At 60.9% G+C, this 25,297-nt stretch carries 15 protein-coding genes, 1 tRNA gene, 2 rRNA genes and 3 pseudogenes; 10 read left to right on the plus strand and 11 right to left on the minus strand.

What is annotated here, in order from left to right; translation table 11 throughout:
• Positions 1-515: 515 nt before the first annotated feature.
• The 3 genes from KI241_RS22725 (at position 516) to ggt (ending at position 4,785) form a co-directional block, all read left to right on the plus strand.
• Positions 516-2,573: a methyl-accepting chemotaxis protein gene (locus KI241_RS22725; protein WP_042729263.1), complete on the plus strand. Its 2,058-nt coding sequence runs from the start codon at positions 516-518 to the stop codon at positions 2,571-2,573.
• Between the two features lie 103 nt (positions 2,574-2,676).
• Positions 2,677-2,753 (plus strand) — tRNA-Met (locus KI241_RS22730).
• A 178-nt stretch (positions 2,754-2,931) separates the two neighbouring features.
• Positions 2,932-4,785 (plus strand): gamma-glutamyltransferase, encoded by a 1,854-nt coding sequence (gene ggt / locus KI241_RS22735; RefSeq protein ID WP_123579890.1) that lies wholly within the window; start codon positions 2,932-2,934, stop codon positions 4,783-4,785.
• Here ggt and KI241_RS22740 read toward each other — a convergent pair.
• From KI241_RS22740 to KI241_RS28030, 3 genes are all read right to left on the minus strand, one after another.
• Positions 4,767-5,000, minus strand: coding sequence for a helix-turn-helix transcriptional regulator (locus tag KI241_RS22740; RefSeq protein WP_042729258.1), 234 nt, complete (start codon positions 4,998-5,000; stop codon positions 4,767-4,769). The genes ggt and KI241_RS22740 overlap by 19 nt on opposite strands.
• A gap of 7 nt (positions 5,001-5,007) precedes the next feature.
• Positions 5,008-5,562, minus strand: coding sequence for a DUF2975 domain-containing protein (locus KI241_RS22745; protein WP_123579891.1), 555 nt, complete (start codon positions 5,560-5,562; stop codon positions 5,008-5,010).
• Positions 5,563-5,655: 93 nt separating this feature from the next.
• Positions 5,656-6,972, minus strand: a complete 1,317-nt coding sequence (locus KI241_RS28030) for a PAS domain-containing methyl-accepting chemotaxis protein (RefSeq protein ID WP_042729256.1) — start codon at positions 6,970-6,972, stop codon at positions 5,656-5,658.
• A 215-nt stretch (positions 6,973-7,187) separates the two neighbouring features.
• On the opposite strand from KI241_RS28030, the pseudogene KI241_RS22755 reads away from it, so the two are divergent.
• From KI241_RS22755 to KI241_RS22765, 3 genes and pseudogenes are all read left to right on the plus strand, one after another.
• Positions 7,188-8,605: pseudogene (locus tag KI241_RS22755) on the plus strand (TIGR00366 family protein).
• A 110-nt stretch (positions 8,606-8,715) separates the two neighbouring features.
• Positions 8,716-9,876, plus strand: coding sequence for a hypothetical protein (locus KI241_RS22760; protein WP_212803035.1), 1,161 nt, complete (start codon positions 8,716-8,718; stop codon positions 9,874-9,876).
• Positions 9,877-10,043: 167 nt separating this feature from the next.
• A pseudogene (locus KI241_RS22765) lies at positions 10,044-10,570 on the plus strand (lysine methyltransferase).
• 10 nt (positions 10,571-10,580) lie between these two features.
• On the opposite strand, the gene can reads toward KI241_RS22765, so the two are convergent.
• Positions 10,581-11,225 (minus strand): carbonate dehydratase, encoded by a 645-nt coding sequence (gene can / locus KI241_RS22770; RefSeq protein ID WP_042729252.1) that lies wholly within the window; start codon positions 11,223-11,225, stop codon positions 10,581-10,583.
• A gap of 127 nt (positions 11,226-11,352) precedes the next feature.
• Between can and KI241_RS22775 the strand changes: the two genes are divergently transcribed.
• Entirely contained in the window at positions 11,353-11,757 is a 405-nt protein-coding gene (locus tag KI241_RS22775) for a hypothetical protein (protein ID WP_042729251.1), read from the plus strand.
• A gap of 125 nt (positions 11,758-11,882) precedes the next feature.
• On the opposite strand, the gene rimI is transcribed toward KI241_RS22775, so the two are convergent.
• Positions 11,883-12,335, minus strand: a complete 453-nt coding sequence (gene rimI / locus KI241_RS22780; RefSeq protein WP_042729250.1) for a ribosomal protein S18-alanine N-acetyltransferase — start codon at positions 12,333-12,335, stop codon at positions 11,883-11,885.
• Positions 12,328-13,128, minus strand: coding sequence for an energy transducer TonB (locus KI241_RS22785; protein WP_080922046.1), 801 nt, complete (start codon positions 13,126-13,128; stop codon positions 12,328-12,330). The genes rimI and KI241_RS22785 overlap by 8 nt, the downstream gene beginning before the upstream one ends.
• 180 nt (positions 13,129-13,308) lie before the next feature.
• Between KI241_RS22785 and mksB the strand changes: the two genes are divergently transcribed.
• The 3 genes from mksB to mksF are packed head-to-tail and all read left to right on the plus strand — an operon-like array spanning position 13,309 to position 18,117.
• Complete coding sequence (mksB, locus tag KI241_RS22790) at positions 13,309-14,589, plus strand: Mks condensin complex protein MksB (protein ID WP_042729248.1); 1,281 nt, start codon at positions 13,309-13,311, stop codon at positions 14,587-14,589.
• Positions 14,579-15,280 carry an Mks condensin complex protein MksE gene (mksE, locus tag KI241_RS22795; RefSeq protein ID WP_024778194.1) on the plus strand — a complete coding sequence of 234 codons (702 nt, stop codon included), beginning with the start codon at positions 14,579-14,581 and terminating at the stop codon, positions 15,278-15,280. The genes mksB and mksE overlap by 11 nt, the downstream gene beginning before the upstream one ends.
• Entirely contained in the window at positions 15,277-18,117 is a 2,841-nt protein-coding gene (gene mksF / locus KI241_RS22800; RefSeq protein ID WP_123579892.1) for an Mks condensin complex protein MksF, read from the plus strand. Before mksE ends, mksF begins: the two co-directional genes overlap by 4 nt.
• Positions 18,118-18,244: 127 nt before the next feature.
• Here mksF and KI241_RS22805 read toward each other — a convergent pair whose 3' ends face one another.
• The 5 genes and pseudogenes from KI241_RS22805 to KI241_RS22825 form a co-directional block, all read right to left on the minus strand.
• Positions 18,245-20,548 (minus strand): MlaD family protein, encoded by a 2,304-nt coding sequence (locus tag KI241_RS22805; protein WP_042729246.1) that lies wholly within the window; start codon positions 20,546-20,548, stop codon positions 18,245-18,247.
• The gene (locus tag KI241_RS22810; RefSeq protein WP_042729245.1) at positions 20,541-21,164 is read right to left on the minus strand and encodes a paraquat-inducible protein A; all 624 of its coding nucleotides are present in this window, start codon (positions 21,162-21,164) and stop codon (positions 20,541-20,543) included. The genes KI241_RS22805 and KI241_RS22810 overlap by 8 nt, the downstream gene beginning before the upstream one ends.
• Positions 21,151-21,809: pseudogene (locus KI241_RS22815) on the minus strand (paraquat-inducible protein A). Before KI241_RS22815 ends, KI241_RS22810 begins: the two are co-directional and overlap by 14 nt.
• A 147-nt stretch (positions 21,810-21,956) precedes the next feature.
• Positions 21,957-22,072: ribosomal RNA gene (rrf, locus tag KI241_RS22820) — 5S ribosomal RNA — on the minus strand.
• A gap of 137 nt (positions 22,073-22,209) precedes the next feature.
• Positions 22,210-25,101 (minus strand): 23S ribosomal RNA (locus KI241_RS22825).
• Between the last annotated feature and the right edge of the window lie 196 nt (positions 25,102-25,297).

Below are 25,297 nucleotides of genomic sequence, written 5' to 3' on the forward strand. Positions count from 1 at the left end.
TGTAAGCACAAGTCACCTTTGAATAAGGCCGCAGAATCCATTCATACCCATAACCACGGCGGCAAATTAACACGGGCCTTATTTCTACAACATCAACTTAGGACTTATATAAATCAGTACTTTGGTCGCAATTGCACAGGGAAGTGGACCTGCTCGATAAGGCGACGGTACCGGTTGGAGGTGCTGGTTCAGCGGGTCATGTCGTGGCAAGCGGGCTCGCTCACCCAAGGTGCCATTTTTCAGTGCGATGAGGTGGCCCATCGAGGTGCAACAGCTCTGGAAAGAAATGCCCTGCAAACAGGGTGATAGCCCAACGCCATGGTCTGAATCTTGCCTTGTAAATGCTCTACAACGCGGCCCCTTACAAAGGGGACCGAGAATGGGAAGTTTCGCTACAGAGCTGGCCTACAGAGCCGATTTGGACAAACTTTCGAGGCCTTTTAAAAGGGCACCTGTTTCAGCACGCGTGTAAAAACGCACAAAAACAGTGCGCAGGTGTTCAGGGGAGTATGGGCATGCAGGCTTTTCTATCACCGGGCATCAGATTGTTGGGGCGTTTCGGCTTCGCCCGTAAATTCCAACTGCTTTTCCTGCTTTTCATCCTGCCGCTCATGGGCAGTCTGTGGCTCATCGGCCAGGACTATCGGGACAAGCTCAGCCTGATTTCCGGGGAGCGCGCCGGGGTACGCCAATTGCTGGCCCTGGACAACCTGGACAATCTGCTCACCGCCCAGCGCAACCGTGCGGCGCGTTGGCGCGCCACGGAAACCAATCGTCAACCGACCCCGGCGACGCTGGCGGCCATGGCGGCGTTCGATGCCGTGCAACCGGCCCTCGTCCAGGCCGCCAATGACCTGGGCGCCACCTTGCAAGCCGAAGGTGCCGAGGCCGACACCCTCGCCCGCTTCCAGGCCCTGCACAACAGCCTCAACGGCCTGGATTCGAAAAGCCTCGGTGCCGTGGGCTGGTGGCCGGACGGCTATGATCGTTTCACCGCCGCCCTCAGTTCCCTGCAAGCGTTGCGTGAGCAGATGGTGATGGACAACCGCCTGAACCTCGCCTCCTGGCTGGAAACCTATCTGTTGACCCAGATCTCCACCCAGCAGACCCCGGATCTGATCGAACGGGTCGGTCGCCTGACCAGCGTCGGCCAGGCTTCGGTGGTATCGGGTCAGTTCTCCTTGCAGAGCCGCCTGCAACTGCGAGACCTGCGCAGCCGCATCGGCGACGCCCGGGACCAACTGGTCAAGACCGGCGCGCTGCTGGAAACGCGCCTGCCCAGTGATTTGCAGACCTGGGCCGGCCAGTACCAGGGTAGCCTCAAGAACCTGGATGCCGGCTTGAAAGTGCTGGATGACGGGGTATTCGGTGGCTCCATCACGCTCAAGCCGGACGCCTTCGAGAAACACATGGACACGCTGCTGGCCGACCTGGCGACCCTGCGCCAGCAATCGCTGGTGGCCCTGGATACGCGGCTGGACCACTACCACGGCTCGGCCGTCCGCCAGTTCGCCCTGGTCGCAACAGTGCTGGGCTGCCTGCTGTTGGCGGCGCTCTACCTGTTCGTTTGCCTGCAAGCGTCGATCCGGCGCAGCGCCAGCGGCATCACCCTGCTGGCCGAAGCCCTGCGTGACGGTAATCTCAGCCTGCAAGTGCCGGTGCAAGGACGCGATGAACTGGCGGCCATCAGCACCGCGCTCAACGTCGCCGTGGTGCAGTTGCGCAACAGCCTGCTGGGGGTGGACCACGAGACGCTGCAGTTGAGCAATGCCGTGCGCACCCTCAACACCCACTCCAGTGGCGCCTTGGGCGAAGTCGAAGCCCAGCAGATGCAAATCAGCCAGATTGCAGCCGCGGCCACACAACTGGCGGCGACGTCCCAAGGCGTCGCGAAAAGTTGTGAGCAGGCCTCCGACAGCGCCCAGCAAACCCGACGCATTGCCACCGACAGCAGCCGCGACAGCCAGCGCACCACCACGAGCATCCAGCAACTCAACCAGCGCCTGAACGACACCGCCGCCGCGCTGGGCCGGGTCAGCGAGCAGGGGCAACAGATCCAGCTGGTGGTCGACACCATCCGCGGCGTGGCCGAACAAACTAACCTGCTGGCCCTCAACGCCGCCATCGAGGCCGCTCGCGCCGGGGAACAGGGTCGTGGTTTCGCCGTGGTGGCCGACGAGGTCCGCAGCCTGTCGCAACGGACCCAGTCGTCCACGCAACAGATTGCCGCCACCGTCGACAGCCTGCGCGCCACGGTCGACGAAGCGGTCAGCCTGATGGAAGCGGCCTGTGGCCAGGCCCAGACCGATGCGCAAGCCGTCACCGGCCTGGGCGAACGCCTGGGGGAAATTGCCAGCGCCGTGCAGAGCGTCACCGATACCCTGGCGCAAATCGCCACCGCCGTGGATGAACAGGCCAGCACTGCCGACGAGGTCAGCGGTAATATCCAGCAAGTCGACCAAGCTGCGATGCGCCTCCTGGAAGGCGCCCGCGCGGTGAACCTGGCAGCAGACACCCTGAGCCAGGGAAGCCAGGCCTTGAGTGCCAACACGGGGAGATTTCAACTCGGTTGACAGGCATTTGCAGCGAGGATGGATAAGCAGTTGAAAGCGCAGAGAAATATTTCAGATTTACGCTTGACACTTCTTCGTTACCGGCGAATAATGCGCGCCACTTGGCTACATAGCTCAGTTGGTTAGAGCATAGCATTCATAATGCTGGGGTCCGGGGTTCAAGTCCCTGTGTAGCCACCAAGTACTAAAAACGGCTTATCGAAAGATAAGCCGTTTTTTTATGCCTCAAGAAAAGCATTGGCCCCAGCCCTTTTGCAGCAGCCACGAGCCCACTCGTCACACACCCGCTCCGACAGCCGCTGATTTGCGCCACACGCCTCGCATCGCTACAGTCGATCTCCCTACCCCTGGCCCACGGATGGAGCGACACGTGCCCACACATCAGCCATCGAACCTTCAACGCCTGTCAGCCGTTTCGCTGCTGGCTGTGGCCCTGGCCCTCGTCGCCTGCAAGGCCCCGCCCTCCTCGACGACACCGGCATTGCCCACCGCGCCGGAGATCGCTTCCGGCTACCGCACCGACCTGCAAACCCAACATGCCACCCGGCACATGGCGGCCGCGGCCAACCCGCTGGCGGCCGAGGCTGGGCGAGAAATGCTGCGGCGCGGCGGTTCGGCCATCGATGCGGCGATTGCGATGCAAGCAGTGCTGACGCTGGTGGAGCCGCAATCCTCGGGCATCGGCGGCGGTGCGTTTATCGTGCTGTGGGATGGCAAGGCCGTGCGCACTTACGATGGTCGCGAGACGGCACCGGCCGGCGCTACGGAAAAGCTTTTCCTGCAAGCCGACGGCAAGCCCATGGGGTTTGCCGCCGCCCAGATCGGCGGTCGCTCGGTGGGGACGCCGGGAGTACTACGGGCCTTGGAACTGGCCCATCGCAAACACGGCCGGCTGAAATGGGCGACGCTGTTCGAGCCGGCCATCGCCCTGGCGGAACAGGGTTTCACGATCTCGCCGAGATTGCATTCAATGATCGCTGCCGATCCGTCCTTGCCGGGCTCGCCGGACATGGCGAAGTATTTCCTGAATGCCGATGGCAGCCCGAAAGCGGTTGGCACCCTGTTGAAAAATCCGGCACTGGCCGGTGTGCTCAAGCGCATCGCCGACGAAGGTGCCGACGCGTTGTACCAAGGCCCCGTGGCCGAAGAGATCGTCGCCAAGGTCCGTGCCCATGCCAATCCCGGCAGCCTGTCGCTGGACGACCTCAAAGGCTACACCGCCCAGGAGCGGGCGCCCCTGTGCACCGACTACAAGCGCTGGCAGGTCTGCGGCATGGCGCCACCGTCCTCCGGCGGGATCGCCGTGGCGCAAATCCTCGGCACCTTGCAGGCCCTGGAGCAGCGCGACAGTCGCCTGGCCCTTGCGCCCCTCAAACCCCACAAGACCGATAAGCCGGCCGGTATCGAGCCCGCGCCCGAAGCGGTGCACCTGATCGCCGAGGCCGAACGCCTGGCTTATGCCGATCGCGCGCAATATGTCGCCGACTCGGACTTTGTCCCCGTACCGGTCAAAGGCCTGGTGAATCCCGGCTACCTGGCCAGCCGTGCCAGCCTTATCGGCCCTCGCAGCATGGGTGTCGCCAAGCCGGGCACACCGCCGGGCATCCAGGTGGCCTATGCGCCGGACCGCTCGCCGCTGCGCATCTCCACGTCCCAAGTGGTGGCCGTGGACGATCAGGGGGGCGCCGTGTCCATGACCACCACAGTGGAGTCAGCGTTCGGCTCACACTTGATGGTCCAGGGGTTCATGCTCAACAACCAGATGACCGACTTCTCGTTCATTCCCGAAGAGAACGGGCAAAAAGTTGCCAACCGCGTCGAGCCTGGCAAGCGTCCGCGTTCCTCCATGGCTCCGACGCTGATCTTCGATCGCCAGAGCGGTGAGTGGATGGCCACCGTCGGCTCACCGGGCGGCTCGCAAATCATCGAATACGTTGCCAAGTCGGTGATCGGCTTGCTGGACTGGAACCTTGACCCGCAAAGCGCCATCAACCTACCCAACTTCGGCAGCCGCAACGGCCCTACCGAACTGGAGCAGGGCCAGTTCAGCCCGACGCTGATCCAGGCACTGAAAGACAAAGGCCACGCGGTCAGCGAAATCGACATGACCAGCGGCACCCAGGCAATCGTCCGGGTGCGTGATGCCCAAGGGAAAGCCGCGTTGGCCGGCGGCGCGGATCCACGCCGCGAGGGTCAGGCGCTGGGAGACTGATCGCCCTCGCCCGGCGGCTGGTAGACCAGCAGGTCGCCAGGCTGGCAGTCCAGGTAGCTGCAAATGGCTTCGAGGGTCGCCAGGCGTATGCCCTTGACCTTTCCTTGTTTGAGCAAGGAAAGGTTGGCTTCCGTTATGCCGATACCGGCGGCCAGGTCCTTGGATTTGACCTTGCGCAGCGCCAGCATCACATCAAGTTGAATCACGATAGGCATGGGGATCTCAAACGAAGGTTCGGTTTTCTGAATCGACTTCACTGGCCTGGGACAGTATCCGGGCAATGATCGCAATACAGGCCGCGAGAAACAAAGCGACAAACGACGGCGCGGTCACGCTGAGGGTCAGCAGGCGCTGGCCGACCGGCGCGTGGATCGTCACCAGCAGGCTGAGGAACGGCTCGCAGAGGAAATCCAGCAGTACCCACAACGCCACCGCACGCCCGGCCCTGCCCAGATACACCGCGGCTTCGCTGGAAAAATACAGGCCCTGGGCATAACGCTTGAACAGCTGGCGCAGGTTGGCCAGCCCGAGCGCCAGGGCCAGTAACGGGATACTCGACAAGAGGATGGCGCCCAGGCGTTGCCAACCGGCCAAGTGCATCGCGTCTTCGGACATGCTCGACAGCTGACGCTCAGTGAGGGCGAAACCCAGGCCATAGCGTGCGGCCACATCGGGAAACAGCCAGGCGCCAGTGTTGACGACCATCATCACGACAATGAAGACAAGCGTGATGGCGGCCATGCGCTGGCTGTAAGAGGCAAGACGATTCGATGACATGTGAGGGCTCCATCAATAAAGGGAGCCCAAAACATAGCCACGAAATTATCGCAAAACAATAATTAATATGTAAAAAACAATAACTTCATGGCATCAGGTGGACAGCTGGTTGGCGAACTGGCTCACCGCATCGACCACCTTCTTCGCCCCGTCCTGGATCTCGACGATCACCGACCCCGCTTCGGCGGCCAGGGCCAGGCCTTGCTCGGCCTGGTGCTGGCCGTCGGTCATCAACGCCACGGCGTTGCGCGCCATGTCCTGGTTCTGGCGAACCACGCCGACAATCTCATCCGTCGCCTGGCTGGTACGCGATGCCAACTGCCGGACCTCATCGGCCACGACCGCAAAGCCACGGCCCTGCTCGCCGGCCCGGGCCGCCTCGATCGCGGCGTTGAGCGCCAGCAGGTTGGTCTGTTCGGCGATGCCGCTGATGGTCTTGACGATGGTCCCGATCACCAGGGACTGCTCATTGAGTGCTTCGATGCCTTCGCCGGCGGTTTGCATGTGCCGGGCCAGGTCGCGCATCACGTCCACCGCCTGGGTCACCACCGTGGTGCCGCGCTGGGCGCTGTTATCGGTTTGCAACGAGGTGCTGTAGGCGATGTTGGCGGCCTCGGCGACGGCTTTTTCCTGGTTGACCTGATCGGTGATGTTGGTGGCGAACTTGACCACCTTGTACAACCGCTCGTTGGCGTCGAGCACCGGGTTGTAGGACGCCTCCAACCAGACTTCGCGACCGTTGCTGTCAATGCGCTTGAAGCGACCGGCGACGAACTCACCACTGTTCAGGCGCTTCCAGAAATGCTGGTAAGACGGGCTGTTGTATTCCTCCGGCTCACAGAACATGCGGTGATGCTTGCCCTTGATCTGCGCCAGGTTGTATCCCATGGCATTGAGGAAACGGTCGTTGGCCGACAGCACGTGGCCCTCCAGGTCGAACTCGATCACTGCCGTGGAACGCACCAGTGCACCGATCAGGTTTTCATGCTCGCGCGAACCCTCGATCGTGCGGGTCAGGTCGTTGGAGTACATCGAGAAAAAACGGATCCGCCCCTCGGCATTGAGTACCGGTTGCAGGATCGAACGCAGCCAGGCTTCCTGACCGTTGCCACGCAAAATACGTACGGCACCAGAAAAATGCTCGCCACGGGTCAGCGCCGTCTTGAAGCGAAGCTGGAACTCGTTGGATCTCAGGTAGGCCGGGACCAGGTCCTCGACCGGTCGGCCGATCAGGTCCTGGCTCCGGTACTGCATTTGATCGAGAAAGTTCTGATTGACCGTCTGGATGCGTCCGTCGACATCCAGGGTCATGGCCAGCATTTCTCGATCCAGGCTTTCCTTTACCTGCATGAGACTGGACAGTTCTTGGCGAAGAGCCAACAGCTCCTGCTTCAGGCGATTGTTGAACATAGAGCATGCTCCAGGCAGGAGAGTTGACAGTTCCTTTCCCTTGCCATCGGCCCGGCAAATTTTTTCTGAAGAGTACCGTTGGTCGGCGGTGAATATTCCTGCCGGCTCGCGAACCACGGCCCCGCTTTCATGGTCAGTGGATTGTTCTACCGTTGTCGGAGCCTCACCGCTCCAGAGCCCCCTCAAGACCAATCATAAAAATCGAGGTAACGACCGTGACCACCGACATCGAAGACAGCCGTAGCGCCCGCTTCGCCTTGCGCTGTTCCAGTTTCGCCGAGCGCTGGTTCCCCGACTCCTGGGTCTTCGCCGCGCTGGCGGTATTGGTGGTCGCCGTGGCAACGCAATTCATCGGTGCCACGCCCACGGCGACGGCCATGGCCTTCGGCGATGGGTTCTGGAGCCTGATCCCGTTCACCATGCAGATGGCCTTCGTGGTCATCGGCGGCTATGTGGTCGCCAGCTCGCCGCCGGCCGTGAGGTTGATCGATCGCCTGGCGCGGATCCCGGGCAATGGACGCTCCGCCGTCGCCTGGGTGGCCTTGATCTCGATGGTCGCCTCGCTGCTCAACTGGGGCTGTCGCTGGTATTCGGCGGCCTGCTGGTACGTGCCCTCGCCCGTCGTACCGAGTTGAAGATGGATTATCGCGCCGCCGGTGCCGCCGCCTATCTGGGACTGGGGGCGGTGTGGGCCCTGGGACTGTCGTCGTCGGCCGCGCAGTTGCAGGCCAACCCGGCGAGCCTGCCGCCGTCGATTCTGTCGATCACCGGGGTGATTCCATTCACCCAGACCATTTTTCTCTGGCAGTCCGGGGTGATGCTGCTGGCGCTGATCGTGATCTCGTTGATCGTCGCCTACGCCACCGCCCCAGGGCCGAACAGCGCCCGCGACGCCGCCGCGTGCGGCATCGATCCGAGCTTCAGCATGCCGGCGTTGCAACCTCGCACCCGGCCCGGCGAATGGCTGGAGCACAGCCCGCTGCTGACCATCGCCCTGGTGCTGCTGGCCGCTGGCTGGCTGTTCCATGAGTTTTCGACGAAGCCGGCGATCAGCGCCATCTCCGGGCTCAATACCTACAACTTCCTGTTCCTGATGCTGGGCGCGCTGTTGCACTGGCGGCCCCGCAGTTTTCTGGACGCCGTGGCCCGCGCGGTACCGACCACCACCGGCGTGCTGATCCAGTTTCCGCTGTACGGCTCGATTGCGGCGTTGCTGACCACGGTCAAGGGTACTGATGCCCAGACGCTGGCCCACCACATCTCGACCTTTTTCGTACAAGTCGCGTCCCATGACACCTACGCTTTGCTGATGGGCGTCTACTCGGCGGTGCTGGGATTCTTCATTCCCTCGGGCGGTGGCAAGTGGATCATCGAGGCGCCCTACGTCATGCAGGTGGCGAATGACCTGAACTACCACCTGGGCTGGGCGGTGCAGATCTACAACGCGGCCGAAGCCTTGCCGAACCTCATCAACCCCTTCTACATGCTGCCACTGCTGGGCGTGCTGGGGCTCAAGGCCAGGGACCTGATCGGGTTCTCGTTCGTGCAATTGCTGGTGCACACGCCCCTGGTGCTGGCGCTGTTGTGGGCGCTGGGAACGACGTTGTCTTATTTGCCGCCAGTGATGCCATAAAGCCATAAAAAAACGCTGATATTTCCCTTGGCCCACTGTTTCTTCAGCTCGGTCTGTTTCAGTATGGAGACACCCTATCGAGGGGTCTCCACGCTGAAAAGGATCTGAGCATGTCAAAACTCGCCGTATGTTCTCTTGCCGCCCTGGCCTTCAGTGCCGCCGCCCACGCGGCCGATATCGATGTACAGCTGGGCAGCACCGAACGCGTTACCCGCCTCTTCGCCTACCCCAACAACTGCAACGTCATCTGCTTCCGCAACTGGACCCTGGAGCAGACCGTCGAGCACTACCTGACCCAGAGCGTGCAGCGCGACGGCTATGGCACGGCCAAGGTCAGCGTCAAACGCGACAAGGACAAGGTTTACGCCCACATCAGCGGCGTGCCCAAGGGCTATGGCCAGCCGTTGACGGCGCTGCTCAATGCCGGAGACCTGGCCTACACCGGCGCGACGAAACTCAACAGCGAGAAGAAATGGGCCTACAACTGGTACCTGTTCCTACCTCTGGGCATGGCCCTGGAAAACCGCAAGAGCATCGAGCTGCTGCACTTCCCGCCGGATTACTCCCTGACCCAGGCCCAGGATTACCTCGAGTCGGCCACCACTGACCGCTGGGCCTCGCTGCTGACCGACAACGGCATCCCCGCCGCGCAGACGCCGGGCTACCAGACCATCATCGACATCGCCCCCATCGCGGCCCCGTCCAACGCCGGTCAGACCCTGGAAGGGCTCTACGGTTACTTCAACGCCTACCAGACCACCATGGTCAAGCAGTTGACACAGACCGCCGGCGGCGCCTCGCTGCCCATGGTGGCCTTCGGCGCTCCCGTGCGGAACTGGATCAAGACCCAGTACGGCCAAACCGTGAACGTGCTCGGCCTGGCAACCATCACGCCGGCTGGCGGCACCCCGGTCCCGGTGCTGGGCTCCAATCATCCGAGCTATATCTGGTATGCCGCCAACAAGGACAACTACGACGGGGATGAAGCCAAGGCCGATGCGGCGGGCCTGAAGGTCATGGGCCAGGACCTGAGCGCGGCCTGCTGGCAAGCCGGCATGGGCAGCAAGCCGGGCACCGACCCGACCACGCAGTTGAACCAGTGCACGCAGACCTGGCAAGTCACGCAAAAGGAGAAGACCTGCGAGCTGTTCTACACCACGATTCGCAAGCTGACTCCGGAAGAAGCGGCTAAAACCTGCGATACGCCGGCGATCAAGACGCAACTTCCGCAACTCAAGGCACCGATGCCGTTGCCTGCCGAACCGGTATAAGCCAAAGCCCTTTGCCTCTGTCAGCGCGCGCTGACAGCGGCAAGCGCTCGGCGCGCCTGTCAGAGTTGACAGTAGCCATCAGGCAGGACTTGGGGGAAGCTGTGGAGTACGACGAGTGTTGGCAGGATCGCCGGCGCTGAAAGCTTACCTTGCAGACAAGGACAGTCATGACCACTTCCAGTCCATATCAAGCCCGTTCGCGGATCGGGGATTGCATCTATCCCCAAAAGGCACTCAGTACGCGACTGCAGTATCCCTCGGCCCGGGATTTTCAAGTCCTGCGGACAGCGGACGGACGCGGTTTCGCCGTCATCACTCAGCGAAACTTCGCCCCCATGGAACGCATCTGCCGGGTTTCGGGGCTACTGGTGGGCCGACGAGGCCCGCATACACTGCAGATATTGCCGGACGTGCACATGTACGACCCGCACTTCGCCGGCCTGTTGGAGCATTCCTGCAATCCGAACGTCTTTCTCGACATGAGCGAATTGTGGCTGTGGGCCCTGACCCGCATCGTCAGGGCGACAGCCTGACCACCGACCGCGCCAGCACCGAACAGAAGCTGTATCGCCAGTTTGCCTGTCGGTGCGGTTCGTCCAACTGTCACGGTTGGATCACAGGTTATGACGAACCGCCCAACGAGCAGGGGATGGAGTTCCTACAGCACTGGCGCCATCGGTGTCATCGCGATTGACCCGCCGAGGTCACGGCGCGCCGACGGGACGCAACCGATACTGCGGCGGCAACTGCTCGAAACCACTGATGGTGGTGTCCAGGCTTTTCCAGCGCCCATCCTTGATGCCGTAGATGCAACCGTGGATCGACAGCTTCTGCCCGCGATGCCAGGCGTTCTGGACAATGCTGGTATGGCCGACGTTGGCCACCTGCTGGATCACGTTGAGCTCGCACAGGCGATCCACGCGCTCCTCTTCGGTTGGCAATTGGGCCAGCGTCTCACGGTGCTCGTAGTACAGGTCGCGGATCGAGCGCAGCCAACCGTCGATCAGGCCCAACTGGCGGTCCTGCATCGAGGCCCGCACGCCACCACAGCCGTAGTGGCCGGTCACCAGGATGTGCTTGACCTTCAGCACGTCCACCGCGTACTGGATCACCGACAGGCAATTGAGGTCGGTGTGCAACACCACGTTGGCCACGTTGCGGTGAACGAACAGGTCGCCCGGCAACATGCCGACGATTTCGTTGGCGGGCACCCGCGCGTCGGAACAGCCGATCCACAGGTACTCCGGGGTCTGCTGACGAGCCAGCTTGGCGAAGAAGTCAGGATCCTCCTGCTTGATCGCATCGGCCCAGCGCGCGTTGTTATCAATCAGATCTTGTAATTCGTTCATGCTTCTTGCCCTCGAGAATAGTGCGCAACTTTGACAGCCGACGGGCTGTAGAGGTCACTTCGGTGACGCCGTTGGAATTCTCGGCACCGCGGCGGGTCCACCCAGTAACACAGTATGAGGAATTGCCATGAATGATTCACGACGTCCCTTCGACGCAGCGCAGCCGGAACCGATCGACGACAACGAAGACCGCATGGGCTCGATGCACGAGCTGGCATTCGACGACGAACAGCCCAGCGCGAAGATCGGCGACGAGCTGCCGGAAAACGAGCGCGAACACCTGATGCCCCGTGAGCGGGTGCGCGAAGCGGGCCTGACCGGCGCCTCGACGGATGATCACCAGCCGACCGACGACGACCTGAGCCCCGAGACCCTGATTCGCGAAGACGGCGCCCGGGATGCCCTCGAAGCGGGCGACGATGGCCAGGCGGATTGGGACCTGAGCGTGGTGGATGAGGATGACATCGGTGGCGGCGATGGCCTGGACGAGGCCGAAATGGCCGACATCGATCCGCTGGATGGTAAGCGCTAGACCTCTCATGTGGGAGCGGGCTTGCTCGCGAATGCGGTGTGTCAGTTAACGAGTCTTTCGGCTGACACACCGCATTCGCGAGCAAGCCCGCTCCCACAAGGGCATGCGTCATGCCCGTTGGACCATCAATCCACCAACGTGCACGCCATGACCACTGCGTCTTCACGCCCGCCCACCGCCGGGTAGTAATCGCGGCGCCGGCCGATTTCGTTGAAACCGTAGCGCTCATACAGCCGAAACGCCGTGCGGTTGCTGTCGCGCACTTCCAGGAAGCACTCCCGGGCCTCGGCCTTGTAGGCGATGGACATGAGGTGTTCCAGCAGGCGCAAGCCCAGGCCGCGGCCCTGGTTTTCCGGCTTGACGGTGATGTTGAGCAGGTGCGCCTCATCCAGGATGATCTGGACCACGCCATGACCCACCTGCTGCTGGCCTTCGAACATCAGCCAGATCTGGTACTTGCCCAGCCCGTCGAGAAAGATGCCCCGGGTCCAGGGGTGGCTGTAGGCGGCGTATTCGACTTTCAGCACAGCGTCGAGGTCCGCCTCGGTCATCGGGCGGAACGATACAGCGTCACTCATTCGATTCTTTCCAACGCGCCATCAGCCGGCGCATGGCTTGCCAGACGTCAGCCTTGCGCTGTGGCGTTTCCATTAACAGTTCCAGCCCGGGCAACGCCCAGGCCGAGCCCAGGCCTTCGACCTGCAGTTCGCGATTGAATGCCTGCGCGTCTGCCTCGCCGGCGAACTTCACCGCCGGCAGGCCGATCAGCCACAGGCACACGCAGGGCTCGTCCTCGAGCCGGGCCGAGACAAATCCCTGGACGAAATCCCGCGCCGCCTCCGGCCCCTGGTCCAGTGCCCCACGGGACAACAGCGGCCAGCGCACCGGCTCGCCGATGATCTGCGGGCTGTCCGGCAGGCCGGCGGCGCGCAGCATGTCCTTGAGCAGCAGGTAGGCCGGGTCTCGGCTCTGGAACGGCTCGCCGGTGGGCAACTCCACCAGCAGCAGGCAACGTCCCGCGCGCAGCAGTTGCAAGGCGAACCGCGGTGGCGCGACCGGAGGGGCCTTGACCGGGGCCGCGGCCTCTTCGGCCTCTTCCATCGGCTTGGCGTTGGTACGAGTCGAGGCCAGGCTCGGACGCGGCACTTCGATTTTCGGCCGTTCGGGTTTAGGCCGCTCGGGCATCGGCACCGACGGTTCGGCGGGCGCCCGGGCCACCGGCATCGCCGGCACCGGCGCAACGTCCAGCGGCTCGGGCGTGTCCAGCAGCTCGGGCCGCGACGGGGCGGCGAAGGGCAATTCGGTACGCGGCAGCCAACTGACCACCTGCATGGCGGTCAGATAGGCGCGGCGACGAGACTCGATAAGCAAGGGTCGGCCACTTGTGGATAACGGAAAGTGGGAGGGATTCTACCGCCCTTCGACGCGGATCGCTTCCCTGTTGAGCCAATAGTTGGGCGATCCGCACGACAGTCCGTCTCAGGGGTGAATCGCAACCGGCCCGATGCAGTACAATCGCCGCTTTTAATTGCCAACCCGACGGCCATTGCGATGATCGAACCCAAGCGCGTCTTGCGCGCCCTCGCTGAACACTGGGCATTGCTGGAACCTTTGTGCGAGCACTTCGACCAGGGCACCCTGAGCCTCAACGAACTGCGTTCACAACTGGCCGCCCAACAACTGGACAGCACGCCTCAGGACATCACCAACCTGCTGGACGTGTGGATCCGCCTGGACATCCTGGTGCCGGTGGCAAAAAGCCCGAACCGCTTCGAACTGAACGCCCAGATCCACGATTTCCTCGCCTACCTGCGTCGTGAACACCGCCTGGGCCTGTGCCTGGAGATCGAAGCCTACCTGCGCCACCTCGAACGCCTGGCCGGCTATATCCAGGACGCCTTCGACGTGCGCGACGGCAATGACCTCGCCCGCCAACTGCGGCTGCTGGACATGCGCGTGCGCGACGTCCTGAAGAAACTCGCCAATGACGAACAGGCCCTGGTGGCCGTGGCCGAACGCGCCAAGACCAGCGACCGGCAGATCCCGCTGCGCCAGCGTTATGCCGAAGTCCTGGCGACCTGGGACGAGTACGTCGAGCCGATGATCCAACTGGTGAACGCCGACGGTGCCTTCGAGCAGGGCGTGCGCAAGGTCGAGAACGTTCTGTTGCGCATGCTCACCGAACAACAGCGCCTCGGCCACCTGGTGGACGACGACATGCTGCTGCGCACCCACGCCCGTATCCTCGAGATGCAGACCAGCGCCCAGTTGACCCTGCGTCATGCCCGTGAACTGTTGCTGCCGCTGCGCGAAGAAGCCCGCCGTCACAACGCCGTGACCCGTGGCGCCGCGCTGGCCCTGGCCGCCATTCGCCGCAAAGGCCTCGATGCCGTGCCCCAGGCGGCCATGCCGCTGTTCACCCGGCCGCAAAGTACCTTCCTCGGCAGTGCCAGCCAGGTGGAAGCCTATGTCTACGCCCTGGCCCGCTTCGAGCCGAAACCGGCGCGCTTCCCCAAGTCCCACAAGACCCACAAGGGTGGCGACGCCCCACGCGCGCCGCGCACCGCACGCGAGATGGTCGAGCGCTGCGAAGAGGCGCTGCCGATGCCGGACCTGATGACCTGGCTGCTGGAGCAGGAACCGGACAGCGCCACCGACGAATTGCTGTACTGGTTCTCGCGCCTGTCGCGGGAAAAACGTTTCAAGCGCGAGCGTCTGGAACGCCGCGAATACTACACTCACGAGCATCAGGTCAGCCTGCGCTCCTTCGCCCTGCTCTCGGCCCGCGACAACGCTGCCGAAGATTCTGCGAGCATCCCCCATGCATCTTGATCTATCCGAACTGTCCCAGCTGGCGCCGATCTTCCGCGAGCTGTTCAAGGGCTACCACGTCAGCCGGCGCGACCCGGAGTTGTACGCCCAACTGTCCAACTTCCAGGACCAGTACCGCACCTTGTTCAAGGCCTTGGGCTTCGAACTGGTGTGCGACACCCGCGGCTTTTATTACTTCGTGCCGGACCTGGCTGCCGCGGCGGTGAACAAGACCGCCCAGCGCCTGGCCCTGTTCACGTTCATCCTGGTCGAACACCTGGCCGACCAGGGCCGCGACCCGATCGCCGTGCTCGATGGCGGCAGCCTGGGCCGCGATGAGCTGCCTTCGTTGCTGGAAAAGTACCGCGACCTGTTCATCCAGGCCGAAGTCCAGACCCAGGAAGAACTGGAAGAAAAAATCATGCGCCGCATGACCCAGCTGGGTTTTGCCAGCGAAGATAACGGCGTGTACCGCTTCTTGCCGCCGATGCACCGCTTCCTCGACGTCTGCCTGTCGGTCCAGCAGGACCGTGACCTGGCCGCCAGCGTGCACAGCGTGCTGCCGTTGCCGGCGCCGGTGCTGATCGACGAAGACAGCGACGAGAAACTGCTGCAGACCGACGACCCGCTCGACCTGGCCCCTTTTGAAGACGAGAGCGAAGAAGATGCACTGGCCCGCGCCATTGCCGAAGAACAGGAGACCGACGCATGAGCCAGGAACGCTACGGCATCCGCCGCTTCGCCCTTTTGAACACCGCCGGCTACAGCCTCGGCCTGTTTCCGCTGGAAGAACCGCTGTCGGTGTATGGCGCGAACAACCTCGGTAAATCCGCCTCGATCAACGCCTTGCAGTTCCCGATCCTGGCGCGCATGTCGGACATGAGCTTCGGCAAGTACAGCCTGGAACAATCCCGGCGTTTCTACTTTGCCTCGGACACCAGCTACATCCTCGTGGAAGTCGCCCTGCCCCATGGCCCGCACGTCATCGGCGTGGTCGGTCGCGGCCCTGGCGGCGGTTTCGGCCACCAGTTCTTTGCCTACGCCGGCAAGCTGGACCTGGCTCACTACCAGAAAGATGACACCTGCCTGCGCCAGAAGGAGCTGTTCACCAACCTTGAGCGCGAAGGCCTGAAAGCCTATGAACTCAAGCCGGATGAGCTGCGGCGCCTGCTGGTGGGTGGCCACACCTCGATTCCCCTGGACCTGACGCTGATCCCGCTGCGCTCCACCAGCGAGCAGAGCCTCAAGACCTTCCGCGCACTGTTCATCAACCTGCTGCACATGCGCGAAATCACCGCGGCCAAGCTCAAGCAGCTGTTCCTCGACGCGTTCGAACACAGCCTGCGCTCCGGCAGCGTGGACTACATTGCCGCGTGCGAAGAAGCGTTCCGTGACGTACGACGCATGGAGCAGGACTACAACTCCCTGGTGGCCGCCGGCCCATTGGTGGAAGCCCTGGCCAATGGCGTGAAGCAACGCGACATCCTGCGCGGCAAACTGCATCGCCTGTCGCCGCTGCTCGACTCGCTGCTCGGCACCTGGTCGGACTACGCCAGTGCGCGCAAGGAAGAGTTGACCCTCCAGGCCGAACACTACCGTAACGAGCAGGACGCGCTGCAAAACGACCAGCGCGGCGGCACCCAGGAACTGATGCGCCTGGAGCGGGAAATAACCGGCATCCAGCGCTGGCTCGGCGAACTCTCGGTGCTCAAGCATCGGTTTGCCCTGGTCGATGACGTCAAGCTCCTGGAGCAGCAGTTGCTCGCCGCCAAGGACGCCCACGACGAACTGGCCGGCGCCCTGGCCCAGTCCCGGCAGTTCAGCGCCGAGGACCTGGACGAGCGTCTGCGGGACCTGGAAAAGCGCCTGAAGTCAGTCAAGCAGCAACTCGATCACGCCGACAACAACAGCTATGCGCGCCTGCGCGAGGAGTTCTCCCAGCAGGACGTCGAACGCCTGATGCGCCTGTTCAACAGCGCCCTGTTCAGCCTGCCACTGGGCGAACACGGCATCGCGCTGGACGAGGACGGCCAATGGGTCAAATCCCTGGAACTGATCCTCGACGGCTTCAAGGGTGAGCGCTTCGAAGTACCGGGCCTGGCCATCGACCTGTCTCACATCGAACCTCCCGCCTTGCAGGCACTGGCCGACCGTGCCGCGTTGCGCGACCAGAAGGAACGCCTGGAAAAAGAACTCAAGCAGCTCAAGACACAGCAGGCCGTCGCGGCCGACCGTGCGGCAAGCAAGACCCAGACCGAAGCGCTGTACCAGCAGGTCCTGGACGCGCAGAAAGCCCTGGAAGACTTCCGTCGCACCCAGACACTGAGCGCCGAGGAAGGCGAGAAACTGGAACAACTGGCGCAGATGGAAGCCGCCCAGGACGAGCTCAAGCGTTCCAGCGATGCCTTCACCGAACGTGTCCAGCAACTCTCCGCCAAGCTGCAATTGGTGGGCCGCCAGATCGCCGACATGGAAGCCAAGCAGCGCACTCTCGACGACGCCCTGCGTCGCCGCCAGTTGCTGCCGGCGGACCTGCCGTTCGGCACGCCGTTCATGGACCCGGTCGACGACTCCATGGACAACCTGTTGCCGCTGCTCAATGACTACCAGGACAGCTGGCAAGGCCTGCTGCGGGTCGATGGCCAGATCGAAGCGCTGTACGCCCAGGTACGCCTCAAGGGTGTCGCCAAGTTCGACAGCGAAGACGACATGGAGCGGCGCCTGCAACTGCTGATCAACGCCTATGCCCACCGTACCGACGAAGCCCTGACCCTGGGCAAGGCACGGCGCGCGGCGGTGACCGACATCGCCCGGACCCTGCGCAACATTCGCAGCGACTACGACAGCCTCGAACACCAACTGGCCCTGTTCAACCGCGAGATCAACAAGCGCCAGGTGTCCAACCTGCAGAGCTTCCGTATCGTCCTGGCGCCGAACAAGGAAGCCCTCAAGCACATCGACCAGATCATCCACAGCGCCGGCCAGTACGAGGAAGGCGAAACCCTGTCGGTGTTCGACCTCAGCCAGAGCGCGGAACAGGACAACAAGAACGAAGAGGCCAAGGAATACCTGGCGCGCCTGGTGGCGGCGAACCACAACCAACTCGGCCTCAAGGACCTGTTCGAACTGGCCTTCGAGATCACCAAGGTCAATGGCCAGCCCGTCATCCACACCGACATCGACGGTGCGGCGTCCAACGGCACCACCATGACCATCAAGGCGCTGACCAACATGTACCTGTTGCTGCACCTGATGGACCGTGAACAGGCCGGTCGCGTGCGCTTGCCGTACTACCTGGACGAAGCGGCGGACATCGACGAGAAGAACCAGGCCGCATTGCTGGAAACCAGCCTGCAACTGGGCTTCGTGCCGATCCTGGCGAGCGTGAAGCCGCAGGTCTGCGCCAGTGTCGCCATCGATCTGGAAGGTGGCAGCGGCCCGAGCGGGATCTACATCGACGAGGCGGACTGGAAGTACATCCGTCGCCGCGATGCGGTCAAAGCCACGGTGAACGCACAGGCCGACGAGCCGGAGCTGGACCCGGTGTGAGGTGAATCGCCGGGCATGAAAAAGGCCGCGATCCATGGATCGCGGCCTTTTTTATTGCTCGGTGTTTTTGTTCAGGCCCCTTGGCGAGCGGGTGATCCCTTGAGGGAGCGAGCCTGCTCGCGAATCCCTACTTATCGATCTTGATCTTGGGTGCCCAGGTCAGCCATTCATCTTCGAATTTATCGAACAGCGCGAAGGTCTGCTCCGGTCGTGCCGGGCTGCCCATCCGCTCGCCATCCGGCGTGGCGAAGGCGATGCCGCCTTGGAGCAGTGTCTCCAGCGATTCGGTGCGCACCGTTGCGCCTTTGAACAAACCGAAGTCCAGGCCAAAGCCACTGCTGTTCCAGAATCGCGTGCCGCTGCGCACCAATGGCGCGTACTTGGGTTCGATCAGGATATGGATCAATACCCGATCCGCGGTCTGGCCCAATTCATATCCCGTGACCTTGCCCACCGTGATTTCGCGGTAGGTCACCGGCACGCCGATCTTCAACGAGCCACGGCGAGCCGCACTCAATACCAGGCTCAGGCCGGCTTCTGGCACGGCCGTTTCCGGTGGATTGGCAAGGGCCACGAAGTTCTTCTGTGGCCCCAGGTTCTTCGCCGAAGGTTGCACCTCGATGTACTGGCCGCTTACCAAGGTCTCCAGGTTGGAGGTCTTCATCAAGCCCAACTCGGGCTTGACCACCCAGAACTGCGAACCGACCCGGGCGATGCGCTCCGGCACTTCGGTGATCCGCGCGCTGAGCAGCACCGATTGCATATCGGCGCTCAGATCCACCGTTTCGATCTTGCCCACATCCAACCCTTTGAAACGGATCGGCGTGCCGCTGCGCAAACCATCGGCGCGATCGACCTTGATCGTCACCAGGGTGCCTCGCTGTTGTGCCGCTTCACGGTCTTCGAACAGGCGGAAGCGTGGGATCCGCCGTTTCAGCGGCACATTCGGCTCCGGAGTCTCAAAGGAAATCCCGCCGGCCATCAGGCTTTGCAGGGACTCGCTCTTGACCTGGATACCGCCCGTCAAGCCGCCCGTGAGGGTGATGCCACTGGCGTTCCAGAAACGTGTCGAGCCGTTGACCAGTCCTTCGTATTCCTTCTCGATGTGCACACCGATGATCAACTGCTTTTTCTTGCGTGAGAACTGGTAGCTCTGCACCGAACCGACCTTGACCTGTTTGTAGAGGATCGGGCTGCCGACCTCCAGCGATCCCAGGTTCTCGGTGAGCAGGACCAGGTGCAGCCCGGGTGAACGCAGGTCCAGCGGCGGCGCCTTGGCCCGCGCCTCGAACTCACGCTGCGGGGCGCCCCCCTTGTCCCCGGGGCGCACGGCAATGTAGTTACCCTTGACCAACGCTTCCAGGCCGGTGATCCCCGCCAGGGAGATCGATGGCTTGACCACCCAGAACTGGGTGCCGGTGACCAGGTAATCTTCAGCCAGCGGATCCATGGTCAACTCGGCCGTGGCGCTGGACAGGTCCGGATCGACCTTGAGGTTCTTCAGGCTGCCGACCTGGATGCCTTTGTACATTACCGGCGTACGGCCGGCCTGCAAGCCTTCGAAGTCGCTGAGCTTGACCTTCACGCGGATGCCCGCGGCAGCGGCGTCAAAGTCTTCGTAGAGCCTGAACGGCAGGCTCGGGTCTGTCGGCGGACTGTCCTTGCGGCCTTCGGGCGTGGCGAATGCAATACCACCGGCCACGATGCTCGCCAGGGACTCACTACGCACCTTTACGCCCGACAGGTTGGCGTCGATGCTGATGCCGCTGGCGTTCCAGAAACGCGTGTGCTTGCGCACCAGGCTGGCATAGGTCGGCTCGATGAACACCTTGATCTCGACGGTGCTCTGATCCTCGGACAGCAGGTAGCTTTTCACCTGGCCGACCTGGATCTGTTTGTAGAACACCGGACTGCCGCGGTTCAGCGAACCCAGTCGGTCGGCCTTGATGGTCAAGTGCAACCCCGGCTTGGAATCCGACAGCGGCGGTTCCTCCGCCAAGGCCTTGAACTTGCGGGTCGACTCCCCTTCACCCGGGCTGATCGCCACGTAGTTGCCCGACACCAGGGTTTCCAGGCCGGTGATACCGGCCAGGCTGACGCTCGGCTTGACCAGCCAGAAACGCGTTCCGGTCTTCAGGTATTGCTCGACGTCCTTGTTCATCTCAACGGTGGCGATCACGCCTTTGGAGCTGCCTTCATCGTCCAGCGTCAGGGTCTTCACCTTGCCCACCGACATGCCCTTGTAGACGATTTCGGTCTTGTTGGCCTGGATGCCTTCGCCGCTTTCGAAGCGTACGTTGATCTCGATCCCGGTGTCGTTGTAGGCCCGCCAGCCGAGCCAGCCGCCGATGATCAGGGCAATCAACGGCAGGATCCAGATGGCCGACCAGTTCGAAGCCGGTCGGGTTTTTGCGGTAGGCAAATCAGTCATGGTCGTTATCCGACTCCGTGTTATCCCAGATCAGTCGGGGATCGAAGGTTACTGCGGCAATCATTGTCAAAATCACTACGCTGGCAAAAGCGATGGCCCCCAGCCCGGCTTCGACACTGGCAAGGCGACCGAAATTCACCACCGCCACCAGGATGGCGATCACAAAGATATCCAGCATCGACCAGCGGCCGATGAACTCGATGAAACGGTACATGAGGATGCGCTGGCGCGCCGACATCGGCTGGTGCCGTTGTACGGAAAACAGCAACAGGGCAATCCCCACCAACTTGAACGTGGGCACAACGATACTGGCGATGAACACCACTGCGGCGATGGGGATCATGCCGTGCTGCACCAGCTCGATAACGCCGGCCATGATCGTGCTCGGGGCACCCTGGCCCAGCGAGTTGATGGTCATGATCGGCAGCAGGTTGGCCGGAATATAAAGAATCGCGGCAGTGATCAACAACGCCCAGGTCCGCATCATGCTGTCCGGACGACGGGGATGAACCCGTGCGCCGCAACGGGTGCAGGTTTGCTTGTCGGTCTCGGGGTCCTGTCGATTCAACTCATGGCATTCCGTACAGATCAGAATGCCTGCATCAATCGCCCGCATGGTCATCCTCTCCTGATAACGCTTGCCAGATCTGATGCGGTGACATCGCCACTTCCAACCAGACCTGGACCAGCAACAAACTGATAAAGCACACCAGGCCGAGCCCTACGGTGATGGCCGCCATGTCCGCCAGCTTGACGATGGCCACCAGCACGCCCATGAGATAGACCTCGAGCATCCCCAGTCGCGCAGATGGTGATAAATGCGATACAGCAACAGCCCATAGCTACGCCCGATATTCAGGCGAATGGTCAACAACACAAGCAATTGACAAAGCAGTTTGAGGAGCGGAATGCCCATGCTGCACAGGAACACCACCACCGATATGCCCTGCATGCCCGTATCGAACAGGCCGACTACACCGCTCCAGACGGTGTCCTGGGAGGACTGCCCGAGCAGGTTGAGCTGCATGATGGGTAGGAAGTTGGCCGGCACGTACAACAGCAGCGCGGCGATAACCAGGGCAAGACTGCGTTCGACGACATTGTGCCGGTGTGCGTAAAGCTCATATCCGCAACGGGGACACTCGGCTTTTTCGCCATGGGCCAGCCGAGGCTTGCGCATCAACAGGTCGCATTCATGGCATGCCACCAGATCGTTCAGGGGTAGATCTGACAATCTCTTGGTGTCTGACGGATCGGGCATAAAGCGCTCTGGCTCAGCTAAGGAAGGGCTATTCTAGTGCCCTCGCTGGTAAATAACCGTGCAAATTTATCACGAGCTTCCACTGGTGTTTTATGGCGGACAAAACAAAACCCCAACTGCTTTCGCAATTGGGGTTTCGGAATTTAATCTTGACGATGACCTACTCTCACATGGGGAAACCCCACACTACCATCGGCGATGCATCGTTTCACTTCTGAGTTCGGGATGGGATCAGGTGGTTCCAATGCTCTATGGTCGTCAAGAAATTCTTGAGCCAGCGCGCTTTTCAGCGTTCCAGCAAATCGGGTATGTGATCAGGTGTGAGCCGCAAACTTTCGGTTCGTTTCGTCTTCACCACACCGCAATCTGGCTTTCTAAGCGCAAATTGCTTGGGTGTTATATGGTCAAGCCTCACGGGCAATTAGTACAGGTTAGCTCAACGCCTCACAGCGCTTACACACCCTGCCTATCAACGTCGTAGTCTTCGACGGCCCTTCAGGGAGCTCAAGGCTCCAGTGAGATCTCATCTTGAGGCAAGTTTCCCGCTTAGATGCTTTCAGCGGTTATCTTTTCCGAACATAGCTACCCGGCAATGCCACTGGCGTGACAACCGGAACACCAGAGGTTCGTCCACTCCGGTCCTCTCGTACTAGGAGCAGCCCCTCTCAAATCTCAAACGTCCACGGCAGATAGGGACCGAACTGTCTCACGACGTTCTAAACCCAGCTCGCGTACCACTTTAAATGGCGAACAGCCATACCCTTGGGACCGGCTTCAGCCCCAGGATGTGATGAGCCGACATCGAGGTGCCAAACACCGCCGTCGATATGAACTCTTGGGCGGTATCAGCCTGTTATCCCCGGAGTACCTTTTATCCGTTGAGCGATGGCCCTTCCATACAGAACCACCGGATCACTAAGACCTACTTTCGTACCTGCTCGACGTGTCTGTCTCGCAGTCAAGCGCGCTTTTGCCTTTATACTCTACGACCGATTTCCGACCGGTCTGAGCGCACCTTCGTACTCCTCCGTTACTCTTTAGGAGGAGACCGCCCCAGTCAAACTACCCACCATACACTGTCCTCGATCCGGATAACGGACCTGAGTTAGAACCTCAAAGTTGCCAGGGTGGTATTTCAAGGATGGCTCCACGCAGACTGGCGTCCACGCTTCAAAGCCTCCCACCTATCCTACACAAGCAAATTCAAAGTCCAGTGCAAAGCTATAGTAAAGGTTCACGGGGTCTTTCCGTCTAGCCGCGGATACACTGCATCTTCACAGCGATTTCAATTTCACTGAGTCTCGGGTGGAGACAGCGCCGCCATCGTTACGCCATTCGTGCAGGTCGGAACTTACCCGACAAGGAATTTCGCTACCTTAGGACCGTTATAGTTACGGCCGCCGTTTACCGGGGCTTCGATCAAGAGCTTCGCGTTAGCTAACCCCATCAATTAACCTTCCGGCACCGGGCAGGCGTCACACCCTATACGTCCACTTTCGTGTTTGCAGAGTGCTGTGTTTTTAATAAACAGTCGCAGCGGCCTGGTATCTTCGACCGGCGTGGGCTTACGCAGCAAGTGCTTCACCCTCACCGGCGCACCTTCTCCCGAAGTTACGGTGCCATTTTGCCTAGTTCCTTCACCCGAGTTCTCTCAAGCGCCTTGGTATTCTCTACCCAACCACCTGTGTCGGTTTGGGGTACGGTTCCTGGTTACCTGAAGCTTAGAAGCTTTTCTTGGAAGCATGGCATCAACCACTTCGTCACCCAAAGGGTAACTCGTCATCAGCTCTCGGCCTTGAAACCCCGGATTTACCTAAGATTTCAGCCTACCACCTTAAACTTGGACAACCAACGCCAAGCTGGCCTAGCCTTCTCCGTCCCTCCATCGCAATAACCAGAAGTACAGGAATATTAACCTGTTTTCCATCGACTACGCTTTTCAGCCTCGCCTTAGGGACCGACTAACCCTGCGTCGATTAACGTTGCGCAGGAAACCTTGGTCTTTCGGCGTGGGTGTTTTTCACACCCATTGTCGTTACTCATGTCAGCATTCGCACTTCTGATACCTCCAGCAAGCTTCTCAACTCACCTTCACAGGCTTACAGAACGCTCCTCTACCGCATCACTTACGTGATACCCGTAGCTTCGGTGTATGGTTTGAGCCCCGTTACATCTTCCGCGCAGGCCGACTCGACTAGTGAGCTATTACGCTTTCTTTAAAGGGTGGCTGCTTCTAAGCCAACCTCCTAGCTGTCTAAGCCTTCCCACATCGTTTCCCACTTAACCATAACTTTGGGACCTTAGCTGACGGTCTGGGTTGTTTCCCTTTTCACGACGGACGTTAGCACCCGCCGTGTGTCTCCCATGCTCGGCACTTGTAGGTATTCGGAGTTTGCATCGGTTTGGTAAGTCGGGATGACCCCCTAGCCGAAACAGTGCTCTACCCCCTACAGTGATACATGAGGCGCTACCTAAATAGCTTTCGAGGAGAACCAGCTATCTCCGAGCTTGATTAGCCTTTCACTCCGATCCACAGGTCATCCGCTAACTTTTCAACGGTAGTCGGTTCGGTCCTCCAGTCAGTGTTACCTAACCTTCAACCTGCCCATGGATAGATCGCCCGGTTTCGGGTCTATTCCCAGCGACTAGACGCCCTATTAAGACTCGCTTTCGCTACGCCTCCCCTATTCGGTTAAGCTCGCCACTGAAAATAAGTCGCTGACCCATTATACAAAAGGTACGCAGTCACAGAACAAAGTCTGCTCCCACTGCTTGTACGCATACGGTTTCAGGATCTATTTCACTCCCCTCTCCGGGGTTCTTTTCGCCTTTCCCTCACGGTACTAGTTCACTATCGGTCAGTCAGTAGTATTTAGCCTTGGAGGATGGTCCCCCCATATTCAGACAAAGTTTCTCGTGCTCCGTCCTACTCGATTTCACTTCTAAGATCCTTTCGCGTACAGGGCTATCACCCACTATGGCCGCACTTTCCAGAGCGTTCCGCTAAAATCAAAGAAGCTTAAGGGCTAGTCCCCGTTCGCTCGCCACTACTAAGGGAATCTCGGTTGATTTCTTTTCCTCAGGGTACTTAGATGTTTCAGTTCCCCTGGTTCGCTTCTTGCACCTATGTATTCAGTGCAAGATAACCATCTTATGATGGCTGGGTTCCCCCATTCAGACATCTCCGGATCACAGTCTGTTTGCCGACTCCCCGAAGCTTTTCGCAGGCTACCACGTCTTTCATCGCCTCTGACTGCCAAGGCATCCACCGTATGCGCTTCTTCACTTGACCATATAACCCCAAGCAATCTGGTTATACTGTGAAGACGACATTCGCCGAAAATTTGCATGCTCAATTAAGAACGCTCACAAATTTTACCTTAGCCTGATCCGTTACCAGTGAAAGTAACGTTCAGTCTATCTTTCTATCACATACCCAAATTTTTAAAGAACGATCCAGTCAAAAGACCAGAAATCAACATTCACCA

The organism is Pseudomonas sp. Cab53 (assembly GCF_018325965.1).
GTDB lineage: Bacteria > Pseudomonadota > Gammaproteobacteria > Pseudomonadales > Pseudomonadaceae > Aquipseudomonas > Aquipseudomonas chlororaphis_E.